Origin of the sequence: Muricauda sp. SCSIO 65647, from assembly GCF_021534965.1 — a bacterium.
Classification (GTDB): Bacteria; Bacteroidota; Bacteroidia; order Flavobacteriales; family Flavobacteriaceae; genus Flagellimonas_A.
The window spans coordinates 2,428,021-2,445,514 of sequence record NZ_CP091037.1; the positions used below are offsets into that span (position 1 = coordinate 2,428,021).

Sequence of the window (17,494 nt, forward strand, 5' to 3'; positions counted from 1 at the left end):
GAAGTTTGATGCCTTAGGTATTTTCATTTTCTTTTAATATCCGGGCTTTTAAGCGACTCAGTGAAACAGGGTCTGCACCCAAGTATGAAGCGATATGTCGTTGGGCAATTCTGCTTTCAAGATTTGGGTGGTTACTTTTGAAAAAATAATACAGGTTCTTTAGATTTCCAGTGGCCAAGAGCACCTCTTTCTTTGATTTGAGCATCAATTCCTTTTCTGAGACCTTATTTCCCAATACGAGCAAATCCCTGAACTTATACCGTAGTTCGGTAAATTTTTTCTCCTCAAAAATGAGAACGCTACAATTCTCAAGAGCTTGAATGTTCAGCAAGCTTCTTCCATGCGATTGTCGGGTAAATGAAGGTGCCACGAACTCTCCTTCTTTATAGAAAGACATCGTATATTCTTTGCAGTCAGAAGTGACATGGTACATTCGCAATACACCTTCAAGTACAAAGACCTCGTAGTTGAAGTACTTTCCTATATCAGTGAGGTTTTCAGATTTTGAAATGGTAAGCTGTGCCGATATTTCCATTAGTTGGTTCCACGTATTGTGCCGCAGGGGAGAAATAGCATCTAATTGTTCTTTGATATGCTGATTCATGGCTTTTGTCAAATGTTATTTCTTAACCGCAGTTAATGGATCAAAAACTCAAAAGTAAGACCTTTGTTCAATGGTGAAAAATGAGGCATTTGATTTTGGGCATATTGCCTTTGCTCTTCTACTGCTATTTATAATGCAGGTCAATGGACAAAAGTACCCCATCAATGCCCGTACAGAAGCGGACAGTGTTCTTCATGTAGATTTCAGTTTTCCAGAGAACTGGAAAAACAATACGAGCAGGGAAATTCTTCTTCCGGTCAAGATTTATAGAACTCGAAATGAAACACCTTCTTCGCCCATTCTATGGTTGTCAGGGGGGCCTGGTCAAACCAATCTCGATTATGTACCCCCTCCCCAGCTTCTTAAAAACCATGATGTGATTCTTATTGGCTATAGGGGGGTCGATGGATCGATATCATTGAATTGCCCTGAAGTCAGTACTGCTTTTAAGGGCAAAGGAGACCATCTTCTGGCCCAAAAATCAGTGGACAATATCAAAAATGCCGCTAAAAACTGCGCTGATAGGTTATTGAATGAGGGCATAGACCTTAACGGTTATACGATTGAACAAGTGCTGTTCGATATTGATTCGGTAAGAAGCTTTTTTCAGATTGACCGGCTCAATTTACTTAGTGGAAGTTATGGTACCAGAGTAGCCCAGTCATATGCAAAATACCATCCAGGCAAAGTGAATAGATCGGTTATGATAGGGGCCAATGCAAGGGGCAGGTTTGTTTGGGAACCTGGGATAATCGAAGAAAAAATTGATGATTATAACGATTTGTGCCAAAAACACCCCTACTGTAGCAGTAAAACAAAAAACCTAAAGAAAACATTTGATAACGTATTGAAAGAGCTGCCTGAAAGTTGGCTTTTTGTTCCCATTGACCGGGGTAAGGTAGCGGTGGTGGCCTTTGGGTTGCTCTATAACAAAAAAACGGCCCTTCAAGTAATCGATTCTTTTTTGGCTGCTGAGCAGGGTGATTATAGTGGAATTGCATTGATGTCGATGGCCTATGATTATGTTTTGCCAAAAATGATGGTATGGGGCGATTTTTTCTCAAAGGGCATGATAGACTATGACCCGGCAAGAAATTACAGACGTGAATTTACATCGTCACCTTTTGTTTTGGGTTCACCCATGTCGGCTTTGTTTATGGACGTGGGCGAAATATGGCCTGTGAAGCAGCCCCCATCCAATTTTTCAGAAATGGATACAACAAACGTCGAAACACTTTTTTTAAATGGTGCATTGGATTTTTCGACGCCTCATGAAATCGTACAGAATGAGTTGCTGCCCTTTTTTAAGAACGGAGAACTGGTGGTCTTTGAAGGAGCCGGACATGTTTCCGATCTTTTGTATAAGAAAGAGGTCATCACAGGAATGGAAAGGTATTTTCTTACGGGCAAAGCCCAATTCAGGCAATTTTCCAATCGTATCAGTTTTGAGATTAAAAACGGGTTTCCAAAAATTGCCAAAATCTCAGTTGGTGTTCTCACCATTGTAGTGCTCTTACTAGCTTTTCTTCTATATAGGTTCATTGTTGGGCGAATAGTAAAGGATAGAAGAAAATAGGTTGCCATATCGTTCTGGGGTGCATGAAATGTATCAACTGTTAACCGATAGGTGTGTTTTACCTTGAAAAAACCAAAACGGCGTATCCGCGATATTGGGTACGTCTATTATTTTGCCTTTAATCGGTATTGGTAAGGATTGCTGCCCGGTGTTTCTTTTTTGATTTTGGGCAAGCGTTCAAATCGGCCCGTGGCCAGCATCTTTTTTTGAAAACGGCTGCGGTCTAGGTTTTGCTGCAGAATGGCCTGGTGCAGACGGTGCAGTTGGGGCATGGTAAATTCTTTGGGCAAGAGGTTATAGGTGAGGAGTTCATTTTTGCTGTCCTCTTTAAGACGATTGCGTGCGGTTTCGACAATGGTCTTATGATCTAGCCACAGTTCGGGCAATTCTTCAAACGGAAACCAGTCTACGGCCTCATCAAACTCACCGGGTACGGGATGGGTATTGTCGATGTCGACCAAAGAGTAATGCGCCAAGGTCACAAAACGGCCATTGATCCAATAGTCTTCTCGCCAGGGTAGGCCCTTATTGTCAAAATACTGCTTGAACTCTTGCTCGAATTGACGATCAGCGGCCCCAAAAACCGACAAGAACTTGAAATGGGGATCTTCTAAGCCGGTTCTCTCTTTGAGTATGCGCGAAACCGCTGTGTCAACAGACTCTTCTTTTTTGATATACCCCCCGGGCAAAACCCATTTGCTTCCCAATTTGAGCAAAAGACATTTTAAAACTCCTCCCTTGTAACCAATGATCACCAAATCTATAGAGAGGTTGGGCAAGAAATATTCGGTACCGTTTTCTAGAATTTTTTGGATTTCCATTGTGGCAAAAATAATGTTTGTGGCGTTTGGACACAAAAAAAATTTAATTATATTTGTGACAATTTGACACAAATAAGCACCCATGAAGAAAAAACTAGTTCTTGTATTGAAAATTTTAGGGATTTTACTGCTCTTGGCAGGGCTTGCCGCATTTTTTGGTTATCGATATGTGAAAGCTACCTTCTTCAGTTTTGAAGAGGATTACATTGAGGTGACTGATTTTAAAGAACTCACCGTTGACGGCCATACCTTTATGGACCGAAATGCGAACGGTACATTGGACGTTTATGAAGATGACCGCCAATCTTTGGAGGCACGGGTGGCCGATGCGCTTTCGCAAATGACCCTAGAAGAAAAAATACATCTGTTAAAGGGTTCTGGAATTGCCTCGGCCATGGGCCAGGGCGAACCAGGGGGCATTCCGGGAGCTGTAGGAACCATTGTTCCCACTCCTAGATTGGGTATTCCGACGGTTTATCTTTCCGATGGGCCCGCAGGTCTAAGGATCTTGCCCATTCGTGAAGGGGAAGACCGCACGCATTACTGTACTGCTTTTCCCATAGCTACCTCATTGGCCTCTACTTGGAATGAAGACTTGGTGTACGAAGTGGGGAACGCCATGGGAAATGAGGCTTTGGAATATGGTATTGACGTAATTCTGGGGCCAGGGGCGAACATTCATCGTCATCCGCTTTGCGGAAGAAATTTTGAATATTTCTCAGAAGATCCCTTACTGTCTGGCTATATGGGCGCTGCTATTGTAAACGGCATTGAAAGCAATGGAATAGGTACTTCGGTAAAGCATTTTGTGGCAAACAATCAAGAAACCGAACGATTCGTGAACGATGTGATTGTTTCTGAACGGGCGATGCGCGAGATATATTTAAAAGGCTTCGAGCATATTGTGAAAAAATCACAGCCTTGGACGATTATGTCATCGTACAACAGAATCAACGGCACCCCTGCTTCTGAAAACCCTTATGTGTTGACTGATGTTCTTCGAGGTGAATGGGGTTTTCAAGGATTGGTAATGACCGATTGGTTCGGAGGTGAAAATCCTCCTGCACAAATTGCTGCGGGCAATGACCTGTTGGAACCAGGTACGAAACGGCAATGGAAAGCATTGGCCAAAGCCGCGGAAAACGGAGAATTGTCCGAAGCGGACATAGATCGGGCGGCAGGCCGCATACTCACCTTGATTTTCAAGACCAAGAAGATGCAGCGCCATGCCCTTGGCAACGATCCAGATCTGGAAGCACATGCCAAAATCACACGAAACTCAGCCGCTGAAGGCATGGTCTTGCTAAAAAATGATGGAACATTGCCTTTGACCAATATCAAGAACGTGGCCCTGTTGGGCGTTACTTCTTATGAATTCATTGCCGGAGGCACGGGGTCGGGTGATGTGAATGAAGCGTATACGGTTTCATTGGAGGAAGGTTTGGCCAATGCCGGTTTTGAAATCAACAAAGCGGGCAAAGAAGCTTTTGATGCCCACAAAAGTGCCAATATAGAAGGTTTTAAGAGGCCCGAAGGAATAGAAGCGATTTTCAGCCCCTTTACCCCGCCAGAAATGAGTTATTCAAAAGAACAGCTCAACAAGATTGCCTCCAGTTCAGATGTGGGAATTTTGACCTTGGGAAGAAATGCCGGGGAAGGGGGAGACCGTGTCGAAAAAGACGATTTTCTTTTGACTGATGTCGAGCAAGAAATGATACGCAATATCACCGAAGCCTTTCATGCCGTGGGGAAAAAACTGATCGTTGTAATGAACATTGGGGGGGTCGTTGAAACTGCTTCATGGAAAGATAAACCTGATGCAATACTACTGGCATGGCAAGGAGGACAAGAAGGAGGCAATTCCGTTGCCGATATTTTAAGCGGAAAGGTAAACCCCAGTGGTAAGCTTCCCATGACCTTTCCCGTGAACTTGGCCGATCACGCCTCACATACCAATTTTCCGAAGAACCCTGAAATGATGAGTATTCGGGGAATGATGATGAATCGTTTTTTTCCGCCCAAGGAAAAACCGGAAGCCGAAAAAGTACGTGATGAAGATTATACCCATTACGATGAGGGAATCTATGTTGGCTATCGCCATTTTGATAAAGAAGGGGTAAATGTTTCCTATCCTTTTGGGCATGGACTTTCCTATGCCGCATTTGAATATGGTGACATGGAATTGGATGTAGAAAATGATACCATTGGCATTGCCATGACCTTAAAAAATGTAGGTAAGGTTCCCGGTAAAGAAGTTGTACAGGTGTATGCCGAAAAGCTAAGTTCAGAAATCGACCGGCCAATACAAGAATTGAGGGCTTTTGCCAAGACAGCTCTATTGCATCCAGAAGTTGTTGATAGCCTTTTTATACAGATTCCGGTCAAAGACCTGCAGTTCTGGGATGAAAATGCGAACGGCTGGAGATTGGAGAGAGGAACTTACGCCATCAAAGTGGCCGCGTCATCAAGGGATATCAGACAAGTAGGTGAAATCGAGTTATAGAATAGGGAACTACATTGTGCAGCTGACATGCCCGGTCATTTAATTCAATGCACAGTTCGGTTTATGCGATCTCGCTTTTATCATTGAAAAAATAGGCTTCAAATACATAATGGCCCCTTTGTGATGGGTCATGTGGTTCCACTTATGCATAAAACCACTGCGGATCGGTATAGTATAAAACGCTGTACACTCCCAAAAAGGCCCACATGGCGACCACGATCCAATACAGTAGGGGGTTTTGCTTTTTTTGAACCGGTTCAAATAGGTGGGTATAACCCGAACGCAAATCCATATACACCCAAAAGGCAAAAAATAGGGCCCATATCCACGGCCATCCTGTGATAAAGTAAACAAGAATGAGTCCCAAGCCAAGCATAGCTTTCCACTTAAAAGACTTTTTTGACCTATCCTTTCTGGTAACCGTACTGTTTTTTTCCAATGGAACCACATGAAAAAATGCTCCAAAAGGGTCGGCCAGCGCCGTAAAATTTTCATCTTCAAAGATTAATGAGCCACCGTTTTGCAATACCCTTTGCTTAGTGGTCGCTACATTGTCAACGGCGAAGAAAACACCCCAATATTCATATTTGCCCTTTAGCTCGTTACTGACTTCTTGAATGGCCCCGATTTGTTTTTCTTTGGAATCTAGTATGAAATGGCGATGGTTATTACCAGGCGAAATGGACCAACTAAAGACACCTTCGTAAAAGGGTTGTACTTTTTTCAGGTCTGAAATGAACAGCTCGTTCCAGACCAAAGCATTTTCGGCATTTTCATATCGACTGGCCAGTTGATTTCCTTCATATACCGTAAAGCCCGCACCCAAGGGATCACGAATAAGGGCGATATCCCCAATGGCATTTTCGGTATCGACCAATTCGATAATACCACCGAAAGCCCTGGCCTTTGCAACGGTCTCTTGAACATTCTCGACCTGAATATACCCCATCCAAAAAGAGGGCATGTTCATATCCTTGAACTTTTGTGGGGTTTCATAGAGCCCAGAGATTTCTTTGCCTTGATAGGTCGCTAAATGATATAGGTCGTCTTCAGTGACATACTCCCAATCAAAAACGTTTGCATAGAATTGCTGGGCAGTTTTTAGCTCATATGTAGAGAGATCGGCGAATACGAAATTATTTTTGGTCATAAAAAGAGCTTAAAATCGAATTTTATCAATCTAAGTTACAGTTTACCATAATCACTGAAATAAGAAACACCGTATTTTTTGGCCATTCAGGTATTGTTTTTGGTTAATTTTAGCATAGCTATGGTACGCGACATCATCAACATCAACGATTTTATCATTTTGGTAGAGGAGGCCAACTCAGACAAGGTCATCATCGACTCTTGTAAATTTGACGAGCCTTTGATCGCCGTTGCCTTTTATGGTTCGGGCAATGTACACTTGAGCATGAACTATGGTGACCAAAAAGCGCAATACGACAATACCAAGGGTTTGGCCATTTCATTCTATGCCGATACCACTGTTGATTGCGTGCATACGGTTTCGCCAAAAAAGCCACTGCAATGCATCTTGATTGCCACAGCACCAAAAAACCTACAGAACCTTCCCAATGGTGAGGGTGAACTCTTTACCGATCTGTTGGAACATTTGGTCAATCCTTCAGATTCGTATGTTGAGGGGCCCCGTTTTTTCATGACGCCCGAAATGGAACAGATTGTCAACAATATTTTTGGCAATCAATATGAGGGCAAGGCCAAGATGATGTTTTTCCGCAGTCAGATAACAGCTCTGTTATCACATTTTTTCTGGCAATTGTCCACCTTAGAGACCCAAGCCATCAAAGCCACCGAGCGTGAAAAGCTTTTTCAGGCAAAGGAAATACTATCGCAAAATCTCGATACGCCCCCCTCACTGGCCGAACTTTCACGACAGATAGGGTTGAATACCTTTAGGCTCAAAAAAGACTTCAAAGAACTATTTGGCGTACCTGTCTTCAAATACCTGCAAAACGAACGTATGGTCAAGGCCCATGATCTCATTAGAAGCAATCAAGCGACCGTACAAGAGGCAGCGTGGCATGTGGGCTACGATAGCTTGAGTTCTTTTTCCAACGCTTTCACCAAAAAATTCGGGTTTCGTCCCAGTGAAATACGAAAATAGGGCATCATGAATTTGATGAAACAGAGCATATGGGCACGTCTTCTTTTTTACCCTTTAGCGGTACGCTTCCTATGGGCTTAAAGATAAAAGCTTTGGTATTCAATTGATTTTTAAGGTATTCTGACATAAGCAATTCCTCATTAAAAAAGTTGCATTGCCCCTGTATCCTGGCCGCCGTATTAATGGTATCGCCATGATAGGCGATTTCCTTTTTGTACTTGCCCACCTCGGTCACGGTGACCACACCGGCATGGATACCGGCTTTAAAAAAAGGCTCACACTCATATTTGGTACGATAATAGGCGCCATTCTTTTTCAGCAGTTCTTTGAAACCATAAAACGTTCTAAGACAATTTTGATTTTGAAGCCCTTCTTGCAATGGCCAGGTCAAAACCGCTTCATCACCCACATATTGATAGATTTCGGCACCACTTTCCACAGCAATGCCCAAATCGTTAAAACAGTCCTGTATAAGCTGACTGTATTGTATATGGCCCAGCCGCTCGGCTAAATTGGTGGAGGATTGCAGATCCAAAAACATAAAAATTCGAGCTTCTTCCCTTGGGGTATAAAATTTCCCGCGGAGCAATTTCATTAAATTTCCTTCGCCAAGCATCAGGTTGACCTGCCGCAAAACGGACAGAAAGAAGTCCACGAAAATCACATAAAAATAAATAGCGGCACTCCCATCATCACGGGCAAAGTCCCATATGCCCATATCTGTTCCGATATACAGTTGATAGACCCCATATGCCGCGACGATCAATACCATGATAAAAAGGGAGGCGTAGATAAAGCGGATGAACAATAGCCGTTGAATGGGCAGGTATTTGTATATGCGTTCTTCAATGATGATCTGCGCAAGACCGGAAACCAACCCCATAATGGGCCCCAAGGTGAGGGCAACTTTAATGCTGAAACCAAAACTGAACTGAAGCTGGCCCTGTTCTTCGGTACCTACACCCCGCACTATGGCCAAGAAGAGAAAAGATAAGGTCCAGCCAATAATGAAAAAGCGAAGTATTCGCCACCTGCGTTTGCTAAAGGGGTTTTTCAATACCATGAATTTTTTGGCCATAGACCCAAAGTTATCCTTTTCGAACAAATCATTCTCCTTTTCGAACAAATCTACCGGTAGGGGCAAGGCTAAGTTTGCCTTGTAATTAAAAATCGAATGACAATGAAAATAGTAAGAGCAATTTGGGTAGGAGTCTTGATTTGGTTTTTGGGCGTCCTTTCATTTTCAATCTCCTTCTACATACCCGTGATGGAGAATACGGAACAGCAGGCCAATTTGATACTGTTCATAGCGATTGTTCCAATTGTTTGGTTGGGGTCGTCATTGTACTATGGTAAAGGGATCGATACCCATGGACTCAAAACCGGAATCACTTTTTTCTTCATAGCGGCCGCATTGGATGCCCTAATCACCGTACCCATGCTGGTCATACCCTACGGGGGCAGTCATTACGAATTCTTTACCGATATCGGTTTCTGGCTGATCGGGCTTGAGTTTGTAAGCACGACGGTCTTGTACTGGTATTTCAAAATTAAAAGAACACGAGAGTTTATTTAATCAATCAAAATCATGAATCATGGAAATTTCAACAAGCAATCTGACCCTTTTCACGGCAACACTATTAATCGGACTTACGGCCGGACTGTGTTTCACATGGGGAAACGCCGTAACCCCTGGTATTGGACAATTGGACGATCTAGGGTACCTACAGGCCTTTCAAAAAATGAATAGGAGTATTGAGAACCCTTTGTTCTTTGCGGTGTTCTTCGGGTCTTTTTTGGTGGGAATCGTGGCTATGGTAACCAACAAAGGGGTGTCGCCAGAGCATTTCAGATTGGTCACTGTCGCAATCGGAATCTATTTTTTGGGCGTGGTCTTGGTCACCGTCTTTGGCAACGTTCCGCTAAACCAACTATTGGATAAGACCGATTTCGCCAATAGTTCCTTGGAAGAATTGCAGGCCTTACGGGAACGGTTTGAGCGACCTTGGAACCGCTTTCACATCATCAGAATCATCACGGCAACGGTATCATTTGCCTTGCTCATCATCGCAGGAATAAATAAGTAAGTATAAACATCAAAAATTGAATAGCATGAAAAACAATGTTTTAGTATTGGGAGGAACAGGAAAAACAGGAAGACGCATCGTAGAGCGTTTGAACAATTTGGGGCACAACGTTCGCATTGGCTCCAGAGGGGCAAGCCCATCATTTGATTGGCACAATCCGGCTGGCTGGCCTGCCGTTTTGGAAGGGATGGAAAAAGTCTACATTACCTACCAGCCCGACTTGGCCGTGCCCGGTGCCAAAGAAGCCATTACAGCTTTGACCAAAGTGGCCCAAGAAAAAGGGGTACGGAAACTGGTCTTGCTCTCGGGCAAGGGCGAAGTAGAGGCCCAGCACTGTGAGCAAATTGTGTTGAATTCAGGCATAGACACCACTATCATTCGAGCGAGCTGGTTTAACCAGAATTTTAGTGAAAGCTTTTTCTTAGAGCCCATTCAACAGGGGGTGGTGGCCTTGCCCCAAGCCCACCTAGGAGCTCCTTATGTAGATGCCAATGATTTGGCCGATGCCGCGATAGAAGTGTTACTGAATGAAGGTCATAACGGCCAGATTTATGAACTTACGGGTCCCCGGCTATTGAACTTTAAGGAAATAACCGAGATCATTGCCGAGGCTACAGGGCGAGACCTGCAATTCATTCCGATTACGTTGGCTGAATATGTGGAAGCTATGAAAGAGATGGAATTGCCCGAAGATGTCATTTGGTTGATTGAATATCTGTTCACCCATGTTTTAGATAACCCAGACAACCAACTAGTGACCAACGACATTGAGAAATTGTTGGGAAGAAGACCGGTTGACTTCTCCGAGTACGTTGCGGAAACGGTCAAAACAGGTATTTGGAACAAGGTCGTCGAGGTATAATGAATACTGGCACTTATCTCGGTTTGAAAAAAAAGGGCATCGATTTCGATGCCCTTTTTGCTCTTTAAAATCATATGGTCTCCCTTTAAAGATAAGATTGACAAATAGATAACCTATTTGGTGCTTATGTAGCATGCGCATTGATTGGTCTGTCGCCATTTCGACATGAGGAGTGGAACGACGATGTTCCATTAGTCATTTCGACATGAGGAACGCAGTGACGATTGAGAAATCTAGAATGTGCTAACTGAGATTTCTCACGCTCATTCCATTCGGTTCGAAATGACTGTTGGGTTCTTTTTGGTCATTCCGACAGTGCCTAGTGACGGGAATCCCGTTTTGTGTTATTAAGATTTCTCACACTCATTTTATTCGACTTCGACAAGCTCAGCCTGAAAGGTTCGAAATGACATCAATATTTCCTTTGTCATTTCGACATGAGGAGTGGAACGACGATGTTCCATTAGTCATTTCGACATGAGGAACGCAGTGACGATTGAGAAATCTAGAATGTGCTAACTGAGATTTCTCACGCTTATTCCATTCGGTTCGAAATGACTGTTGGGGCGCTATCGTCATTTCGAAGAAGCGAAGCGACTGAGAAATCTAAAAACCTACTTCTAAAGCATATTATTCAACCACTCTTTATACGTTGTCACCCATGAAAAAAAGGGCATCGATTTCGATGCCCTTTTTCAATACGGGTTGGTGGTTGATGAGGTCTTTTATTTCTGATACAAATAGTCTAGGTCTTTGCTTGAAAAATCGATCGACCTCAAGGTATTGTTAGGTCTCTTTTGGCTGCCAGAACTGATGGCATACCACCCAAAGAATAGGGGCATCTTATAGTTTGTTCTTGTTTTCATGGTTGAATTGTTTAACTGTTTAACTGTTTTTTGATGATGTTTTCTTGTGATTATTTTAATTCTTCTTTTACCATTGGGCTTTGGTTCACCCTTTTTCTCCATTTGGTAAAGGGGATGAGCATTGGTTTTTTGGCCTGATATGCCTTGTACGTATCTCCAAACTCGTTCATGAGGTCTTTTTCTTCGAAAAGGGTTCCGACGATCACATATGCCGAAATGGCAATGGCAAAAGCGAGATGGGTAACCGTCATGTTCGGGGTGGCCCACATGCCCAAGAGCATACCAAAGTATAGCGGATGGCGCACATATTTGTAGAATAGTGTCACTCTAAATTTTAACTGGGTGTACGGTTTTCCCATCAACTCCAGAAAAGTTTGGCGCAATCCGAATAAATCAAAATGGTTGATCAAAAAAGAACTGATGAACAATATGGCCCAACCCACAAAGAATAGCCCATAGAGCACATAAAACAAAACGCTGTCAGGTTCGACCCGCCATATTTGGCCGCCGATCGGCTGCCAGTTGTATACCAGGTTAAAGAGTAATAGCCCAGAGATCAACACAAAGGTGCTTCGCTCAATCGGTCTGGGGAAATAACGGATGAACAGTTCTTTGAACCATTTTCTGGCCATAACGCTGTGCTGCACCCCGAATAAGGAAATCAACAACAGGTTGTTCAAAATTGCCCACAAGGTAGACATTTGAGGTTCTTGGTCAATTCCAATTGCTGGAACGAGGTTGCCCACCGAAGCGATCCAGAAAAGGATGGATCCGAATGCGATCAGATAGGCAACGATAGAATACGTAAACATTAAAATTTTCTTCATGACTGTTTGATTTTAAATTCGGGGCAAACCTAAACATGAAGAGCGCCTACATAAGAATATTGTAGGATTACAAATGGGTTACACCACAACAAAAGAAGGGTTACAAATGGGTTACAAAATGACTTTTTATGATTTTAAAAACCTGATAATCAAATGATTGAAAAAATAATCAAAATGCGCGTAAAAAAGCTGACAAATCATCTTCAGGACTGAGGTTCAGCTTTTTTCTGAGCCTATTTCGACTCATTTTCACCGATGAGGGATTGATGTTTTGTAGTGTAGCGATTTGTTTGGTGTTCAGGTCCAACTTGATGAAAGAGCAAAGGCGAACCTCAGTTTTGGTGAGCCCTTCGAACCGTTCGTTCAAGCGGGCGTAGAAAGAACTGCTCAGCTCATCGACCTTTTGGTAAAAATCATCACTGTCTTTGTTCACCCAAATTTTGTTCTTGATTTCCTCTTCTAAAAGCTCCAGTTCTTTTTGGCGTTTACGTCCGGTGGCCGCTTTAAGCGATTGCAGTCGTTCGGCCAATGATTCGGCCCATTCTTGGTTGTTTGAAATATTGACGGCCAAGGTGGTCAGATCCTTTTTCTTGAATTCAATTTCAGAGTTCAACAGTTGGTTTTCCACTTTTTTCAACTTTAGGTTTTGTCGGTATTTGTAATACAGAAAGGTGAAAAACCCAATGGCCCCAAGGCTAACAAGAAGCAAGATGTAGAATTTGGTATTTTGTTTGTTCAATTTACGTTCGTAGGCTACTTGTTGTGCAGTCTGTTGCTTATGGAAATTGATGCTGTCTGCCAATAGTTTCTTCTCAAAGGCATAGTTCATTTCGGCACGGGTAATCTCTTGGGTTCGTTCTTTGTTGAACAGTGAATCTTTCAATGCGGTGTAGCGCTGGTTAAAATCGAGCGAGGTCTTATAATTTCCCAAACCTTTATGAGCTTGGCCCAAACAGTCACAGGCCTCTTTTTGGAGGTTCATGGCCCCAGAGACCGATGCCATGTCAAGCCCCTTTTGGCAATCATCACGTGCTTGGCCAAAGCGGTTCATGAACAGGTAGCTCTTACCCCTGTACACGTAGGCCGAGGCCAAACCGTCATCATCGTTGATCTCGGTCTTTATTTGTATGCTTTTGTTGAGATACTCCAAGGCCTCGGCGTAGTCGCCAATCTTGGTGTATTCCACGCCCAAATTGCTGTAGGCCCTTGACTCCGATTTCAAGTCGTTCACTTCTTTGGAAAGGGCCACACTTTTGTCAAAACTGGCTACGGCCAACTCATGGTTCCGCATCTCAGAATGTATCAGGCCAATATTGTTGTGGGCAAAGGGCAAGCTGTTTTTAAGCCCCATCTTCTCTTTTATGGCAAGGCTTCTTTGATAGTATTCAAGGGCAGTTTCAAGATTTTTTTGATCGTAGTGCACGTTGCCCAAATTGTTCAATGCCCTGGATATGACCCTGTCTTCTTTCAGTTCTTCTGCGAGTTTCAACGATCTCAAGATATAGTCTTGGGCCTGGGTATAATTGCCCATTTCGTAAAACACGGTACCAATGTTGCCGTTTATGATGGCCAAACCCTTTTTATCATCTAATTCCTGAACCAAATCATGGGTCTTGAAAAAGTATTCATGGGCTTTTGAAAATTGACCCTGTTGTGCATGGGTAATGCCGATCCACTTTATGGCGTCTGCCTCCCAGATTTTGTTTCCCGTAGCTTTTGTGAATTCCAATAACCGATGTCCGGTTGCCCGGGAACTGTCTGCACCAAACCGCATGTTGAATTGGGCCAATGCCAAACCGGCTTCATAACGAACGGAGTCTGGTTCGTTGGTATTTTTGAATCGGAGCAATAGGCTGTCCTGCTTTTTGGTCTGCGAATGAACCGCGAAAAAGGTACAACATGCCAACAAACATATGTATGGAAGCCTTTTCAATTTTGGTTGATTTACCTTTTAAAAATAAGGAATCTCCCTTTAAAAATCAGACTGACAATGAGATAGGCGTATTTGGTGCTTATGTGGAATGCGGATTGATCGGTCCGTGGTCATTTCGACATGAGGAACGCAGTGACGATTGAGAAATCTAGAATGTGTTAATTGAGATTTCTCACGCTCATTTCATTCGGTTCGAAATGACACCCGTATTTCATTTGTCATTTCAAGTAGGTAGTTCTAAAGATTCGACAAGGGCTCTGTGATTAAGAGATTCAAAAAGCAAATCTTAAGGTTTGCCTTGAATTTGTAGTGGACTATCTCCCAATTCCGCAATTTTGCACTCTTCAAATTCAATTTCAGGGAAACTTTGTTGGGCCCAATCGCTCAAGGCCCTGAGTGCCGGTAATAATGCCATGGCTTTGGAGGTCAGGGAGTACTCTACCCTTGGTGGGATTTCAGGAAACGATTTTCGTATTATCAGTCCGTCATGTTCCAATTCTTTTAACTGGCTTGCCAACACCTTTCGGGAAATGGTGGGTACCAATAGGGTCAACATGCCAAAACGCAAAGGTCCGTTTGACAAGAGGTAAATGATAATGGGCTTCCATTTGTTGCCTATGATGTTCATGGTGTGCACCAACGTGCAATGATTGGGATTGTCAACATATTTTCTTCCCATAGGTAACTTTTAGGTAACTACTATTTGCGTCAAGCAACACCATTATAGTATCATTTATAAACTATAATAAGTTTCTTTGTGAAACAAATGTAATACATTCTTTTAATGAAAAACGTTTTTATCATCAATGGGCACCAAAAATACCCGTTTTCAGAAGGCCGGTTGAACGCTGCCCTGACCGAAAAGGCCAAAACCTTTTTTCAAAACAGGGGTTACGAAGTAAAACTGACCACAATGGAAGATGACTACGAAGTGAACACTGAAATCGAAAAATTCAAATGGGCAGATATCGTCTTTTTTCAAACCCCTTTGAACTGGATGGGTGTAAGCTGGTCGTTCAAAAAATACATCGATACTGTTTTCTCTTATGGAATGATGGGTGAACTGTCTGATGGGGACGGGCGTAGCAAAGCGGCCCCAAAAAAGAACTATGGCCTCGGCGGCAAACTCAACGGAAACTATATGATGTCGGTTACGGCCAATGCCCCCAAGGAAGCCTTTAACGATCCTGATGAGACATTCTTCGCCGGCCTAAGTGAAGACGAGCTATTGCGCCCCATGCACCTGAACTTCAAATGGTTCGGTTTGGAGCCGCTATCTACCTTTATGGCCTACGACGTAATGAAAAACCCAGATATTGAAAACGACTTTGCCCGATTCGAAAAACATTTGATGAACCACTTTTAAGCGAAAATATATGACAAGACCCACACCAAAGCACCAAGCGCCAGAATTGGAATTTCCCCTATTGGGTGGAAGCCAATGGAACCTAAAGAACCAACGACCCCAAAGTTTCACCCTGATCGTTTTTTATAGGGGCCTGCATTGCCCCATTTGCAAAAAATACCTGCAACAATTGGAAGGGCTACGTCCCCGTTTTGAAGAGCGAGGGGTACAGGTGGTCGCGGTGAGCATGGATTCAGAAAAACGGGCACGCCTATCGCGGAAAGATTGGGGCTTACAAGATCTGCCTCTTGGCTATGGACTGGATTCAGAGACCGCCCGACATTGGGGGCTGTACCTGAGCAAGGCGGTCAAGAGCGGCGAACCGGAGATTTTTAGTGAGCCGGGCCTTTTCTTGGTAGATGCTGCCCAAAACGTATACTATGCCTCCATGACCAGTAATCCTTGGGGACGGCCCTATCTGCCGTCTTTTGTAAAAGCGGTGGATTATATTGTACAGTCGGGTTATCCGGCAAGGGGAGAGGTACTTTGATGAAATTTGACACCCATAAAAACTGGGGCAATTGCCCCGATATTGGCTAAACCAATGCAAAGATGATATCAACCTTAAAAGTTGTATTCATTTATCTGCTTTGTGGTGGACCACTTTTCTCAATCGATAGATGAAAATATACCAAGTAAAAAATATGAATACCGACCAACCCAAACTAATGACAACAAGGGCACTGACCGAGGCTTGATAGCGCGTTACCAGTATAAAATACATGAGAAAAAGCATAAGTAAATAGAGCCCCCAATTAATATACCACCAGGGCCCCATGATACTTTTCTTACGCTTTTTGCGCTTGAGGGCCCTTCGTTTCACAGTAATCCATATGCCCGAAAGCACCAAGCCCGAAATGCCCAGACCAAAGACAAACCAAATGATTTTGGTGGTCAGTCCACCCCAAGATCCAAAATGCAAGGGATCTGCTATATCATTGAGCCATACCGTGGTACTTATTTCCGTGGCTTTTTGCACTTTAATGGGTTGATAGGTAATGGGATCCAAATACACCCTATTGGCCCTGGGCCGTACCAGGGCTACCGAACTTTTGCCCGTGAGGTAAATGGGGTCGTTCTTGGTCTTGGGAGGGGAAATATCGGCCACTTCAAGGTCGGGAATCGATTTTTTGGCCATTTGCACCGCCTTGTTATAATCCAATTGGGTAGAACGAAGCGTTTCTGTTTCACTTTGGGCCATACGTGTTTCAGTCTTTGGCAATTTTGGATTGGCTTTGGTCGAAATACCAGCCGTATTGGTTCGCTCTAAAAAGTACCAAATACCGGTTACGGCAAACAAGAGGGTAAACGGTACTGACCATAACCCTATCAAGCGGTGCAGACTTCTAAAAAACACCAATGTTCCTTTTCCCGTTTTGAGTTCAAAGAGTTTGCGCCACCATCTTTTGTAAAAAACCAACGCGGTAATGAGCGAAATCAACAAAAGAAAGCCAAAGATCAGTACAGTATAGTGCCCGATTTGAAATGGAATGAACAAAAAGTAATGAAGGTCCCTGAAAAAACGCTGAAAGGTGAGTTTGACTTCCCCTTGAACCACCCCCGTATACGGATTGGCCAGCACATAAGAGCGCTGGCCGTCTTCACGTTTATAAATAATATCACATAGATAGGGTTCTTGGGGCCTTAACCAAAATTCAATTTCCCCTTTGGGATAGAGCGCCCTAAAATTTTGAACCATGATATTGCGCGGTGCCAGTTGCCCAGTTTCACTTTTGGCACGAATTTCCGGGATGAACAACCAATCCATTTCATGGCTCAGGGTAGCCAAGGTTCCGGAAAAACATACGATAAAAAAAAGTATGCTCAACCGGATACCTATCCAACTGTGTATGTTAAAAAACAGCTTCTTTTTCAGCTTCAT

The 17,494-nt window shown here is 43.4% G+C and carries 18 protein-coding genes; 9 read left to right on the forward strand and 9 right to left on the reverse strand.

Annotated features, from left to right (window positions below):
• Positions 1-13: 13 nt before the first annotated feature.
• Entirely contained in the window at positions 14-616 is a 603-nt protein-coding gene (locus L0P89_RS10690; protein ID WP_235265094.1) for a Crp/Fnr family transcriptional regulator, read from the reverse strand.
• A gap of 58 nt (positions 617-674) precedes the next feature.
• Here L0P89_RS10690 and L0P89_RS10695 point away from each other — a divergent pair, with 58 nt between their 5' ends.
• Entirely contained in the window at positions 675-2,180 is a 1,506-nt protein-coding gene (locus L0P89_RS10695; protein WP_235265095.1) for an alpha/beta fold hydrolase, read from the forward strand.
• Positions 2,181-2,287: 107 nt separating this feature from the next.
• Here L0P89_RS10695 and L0P89_RS10700 read toward each other — a convergent pair whose 3' ends face one another.
• The gene (locus tag L0P89_RS10700) at positions 2,288-3,001 is read right to left on the reverse strand and encodes an NUDIX hydrolase (protein WP_235265096.1); all 714 of its coding nucleotides are present in this window, start codon (positions 2,999-3,001) and stop codon (positions 2,288-2,290) included.
• Between the two features lie 82 nt (positions 3,002-3,083).
• Here L0P89_RS10700 and L0P89_RS10705 point away from each other — a divergent pair, with 82 nt between their 5' ends.
• Positions 3,084-5,504 (forward strand): glycoside hydrolase family 3 C-terminal domain-containing protein, encoded by a 2,421-nt coding sequence (locus L0P89_RS10705; protein WP_235265097.1) that lies wholly within the window; start codon positions 3,084-3,086, stop codon positions 5,502-5,504.
• Between the two features lie 142 nt (positions 5,505-5,646).
• Here L0P89_RS10705 and L0P89_RS10710 read toward each other — a convergent pair whose 3' ends face one another.
• Positions 5,647-6,654 carry a VOC family protein gene (locus L0P89_RS10710; RefSeq protein WP_235265098.1) on the reverse strand — a complete coding sequence of 336 codons (1,008 nt, stop codon included), beginning with the start codon at positions 6,652-6,654 and terminating at the stop codon, positions 5,647-5,649.
• 120 nt (positions 6,655-6,774) lie between these two features.
• On the opposite strand from L0P89_RS10710, the gene L0P89_RS10715 reads away from it, so the two are divergent.
• Positions 6,775-7,632 carry an AraC family transcriptional regulator gene (locus L0P89_RS10715; RefSeq protein WP_235265099.1) on the forward strand — a complete coding sequence of 286 codons (858 nt, stop codon included), beginning with the start codon at positions 6,775-6,777 and terminating at the stop codon, positions 7,630-7,632.
• 4 nt (positions 7,633-7,636) lie between these two features.
• Here the strand turns inward: L0P89_RS10715 and L0P89_RS10720 are convergent, their stop codons facing one another.
• The gene (locus L0P89_RS10720) at positions 7,637-8,776 is read right to left on the reverse strand and encodes an adenylate/guanylate cyclase domain-containing protein (RefSeq protein WP_235265100.1); all 1,140 of its coding nucleotides are present in this window, start codon (positions 8,774-8,776) and stop codon (positions 7,637-7,639) included.
• 36 nt (positions 8,777-8,812) lie between these two features.
• On the opposite strand from L0P89_RS10720, the gene L0P89_RS10725 reads away from it, so the two are divergent.
• From L0P89_RS10725 to L0P89_RS10735, 3 genes are read left to right on the forward strand one after another with little or no spacing between them, the layout of a single operon-like run.
• Positions 8,813-9,208 carry a DUF5367 family protein gene (locus L0P89_RS10725; RefSeq protein ID WP_235265101.1) on the forward strand — a complete coding sequence of 132 codons (396 nt, stop codon included), beginning with the start codon at positions 8,813-8,815 and terminating at the stop codon, positions 9,206-9,208.
• Positions 9,209-9,227: 19 nt separating this feature from the next.
• A complete protein-coding gene (locus tag L0P89_RS10730) occupies positions 9,228-9,719 on the forward strand; it encodes a DUF1772 domain-containing protein (protein WP_235265102.1) in 492 nt (163 codons plus the stop codon).
• Between the two features lie 25 nt (positions 9,720-9,744).
• Positions 9,745-10,581 carry an NmrA family transcriptional regulator gene (locus L0P89_RS10735; protein WP_235265103.1) on the forward strand — a complete coding sequence of 279 codons (837 nt, stop codon included), beginning with the start codon at positions 9,745-9,747 and terminating at the stop codon, positions 10,579-10,581.
• Between the two features lie 725 nt (positions 10,582-11,306).
• Here the strand turns inward: L0P89_RS10735 and L0P89_RS10740 are convergent.
• The 3 genes from L0P89_RS10740 to L0P89_RS10750 all read right to left on the reverse strand — a co-directional run bounded on the left by L0P89_RS10740 (position 11,307) and on the right by L0P89_RS10750 (position 14,123).
• A complete protein-coding gene (locus L0P89_RS10740) occupies positions 11,307-11,447 on the reverse strand; it encodes a hypothetical protein (RefSeq protein WP_235265104.1) in 141 nt (46 codons plus the stop codon).
• Positions 11,448-11,497: 50 nt separating this feature from the next.
• The gene (locus L0P89_RS10745; protein WP_235265105.1) at positions 11,498-12,274 is read right to left on the reverse strand and encodes a methyltransferase family protein; all 777 of its coding nucleotides are present in this window, start codon (positions 12,272-12,274) and stop codon (positions 11,498-11,500) included.
• Positions 12,275-12,443: 169 nt separating this feature from the next.
• Entirely contained in the window at positions 12,444-14,123 is a 1,680-nt protein-coding gene (locus tag L0P89_RS10750; RefSeq protein WP_235265106.1) for a tetratricopeptide repeat protein, read from the reverse strand.
• Positions 14,124-14,173: 50 nt separating this feature from the next.
• Between L0P89_RS10750 and L0P89_RS10755 the strand changes: the two genes are divergently transcribed.
• On the forward strand, positions 14,174-14,350 hold the full coding sequence (locus L0P89_RS10755; RefSeq protein WP_235265107.1) for a hypothetical protein: 177 nt from the start codon (positions 14,174-14,176) through the stop codon (positions 14,348-14,350).
• Positions 14,351-14,493: 143 nt separating this feature from the next.
• Here the strand turns inward: L0P89_RS10755 and L0P89_RS10760 are convergent, their stop codons facing one another.
• The gene (locus L0P89_RS10760; RefSeq protein WP_235265108.1) at positions 14,494-14,886 is read right to left on the reverse strand and encodes a winged helix-turn-helix transcriptional regulator; all 393 of its coding nucleotides are present in this window, start codon (positions 14,884-14,886) and stop codon (positions 14,494-14,496) included.
• 105 nt (positions 14,887-14,991) lie between these two features.
• On the opposite strand from L0P89_RS10760, the gene L0P89_RS10765 reads away from it, so the two are divergent.
• Positions 14,992-15,573 carry an NAD(P)H-dependent oxidoreductase gene (locus tag L0P89_RS10765; protein WP_235265109.1) on the forward strand — a complete coding sequence of 194 codons (582 nt, stop codon included), beginning with the start codon at positions 14,992-14,994 and terminating at the stop codon, positions 15,571-15,573.
• Between the two features lie 10 nt (positions 15,574-15,583).
• Positions 15,584-16,102, forward strand: coding sequence for a peroxiredoxin-like family protein (locus L0P89_RS10770; RefSeq protein ID WP_235265110.1), 519 nt, complete (start codon positions 15,584-15,586; stop codon positions 16,100-16,102).
• Between the two features lie 87 nt (positions 16,103-16,189).
• On the opposite strand, the gene L0P89_RS10775 is transcribed toward L0P89_RS10770, so the two are convergent.
• Positions 16,190-17,494: a PepSY domain-containing protein gene (locus L0P89_RS10775; RefSeq protein WP_235265111.1), complete on the reverse strand. Its 1,305-nt coding sequence runs from the start codon at positions 17,492-17,494 to the stop codon at positions 16,190-16,192.

Coding starts and splice junctions, on each gene's coding strand:
- L0P89_RS10760 (WP_235265108.1), bottom strand. CDS start 14,886: ATGGGAAGAAAATATGTTGACAATCCCAATCATTGCACGTTGGTGCAC.
- L0P89_RS10755 (WP_235265107.1), top strand. CDS start 14,174: ATGCCAACAAACATATGTATGGAAGCCTTTTCAATTTTGGTTGATTTA.
- L0P89_RS10705 (WP_235265097.1), top strand. CDS start 3,084: ATGAAGAAAAAACTAGTTCTTGTATTGAAAATTTTAGGGATTTTACTG.
- L0P89_RS10775 (WP_235265111.1), bottom strand. CDS start 17,494: ATGAAGCTGAAAAAGAAGCTGTTTTTTAACATACACAGTTGGATAGGT.
- L0P89_RS10715 (WP_235265099.1), top strand. CDS start 6,775: ATGGTACGCGACATCATCAACATCAACGATTTTATCATTTTGGTAGAG.
- L0P89_RS10730 (WP_235265102.1), top strand. CDS start 9,228: ATGGAAATTTCAACAAGCAATCTGACCCTTTTCACGGCAACACTATTA.
- L0P89_RS10770 (WP_235265110.1), top strand. CDS start 15,584: ATGACAAGACCCACACCAAAGCACCAAGCGCCAGAATTGGAATTTCCC.
- L0P89_RS10745 (WP_235265105.1), bottom strand. CDS start 12,274: ATGAAGAAAATTTTAATGTTTACGTATTCTATCGTTGCCTATCTGATC.
- L0P89_RS10765 (WP_235265109.1), top strand. CDS start 14,992: ATGAAAAACGTTTTTATCATCAATGGGCACCAAAAATACCCGTTTTCA.
- L0P89_RS10740 (WP_235265104.1), bottom strand. CDS start 11,447: ATGAAAACAAGAACAAACTATAAGATGCCCCTATTCTTTGGGTGGTAT.
- L0P89_RS10725 (WP_235265101.1), top strand. CDS start 8,813: ATGAAAATAGTAAGAGCAATTTGGGTAGGAGTCTTGATTTGGTTTTTG.
- L0P89_RS10695 (WP_235265095.1), top strand. CDS start 675: ATGGTGAAAAATGAGGCATTTGATTTTGGGCATATTGCCTTTGCTCTT.
- L0P89_RS10700 (WP_235265096.1), bottom strand. CDS start 3,001: ATGGAAATCCAAAAAATTCTAGAAAACGGTACCGAATATTTCTTGCCC.
- L0P89_RS10735 (WP_235265103.1), top strand. CDS start 9,745: ATGAAAAACAATGTTTTAGTATTGGGAGGAACAGGAAAAACAGGAAGA.
- L0P89_RS10710 (WP_235265098.1), bottom strand. CDS start 6,654: ATGACCAAAAATAATTTCGTATTCGCCGATCTCTCTACATATGAGCTA.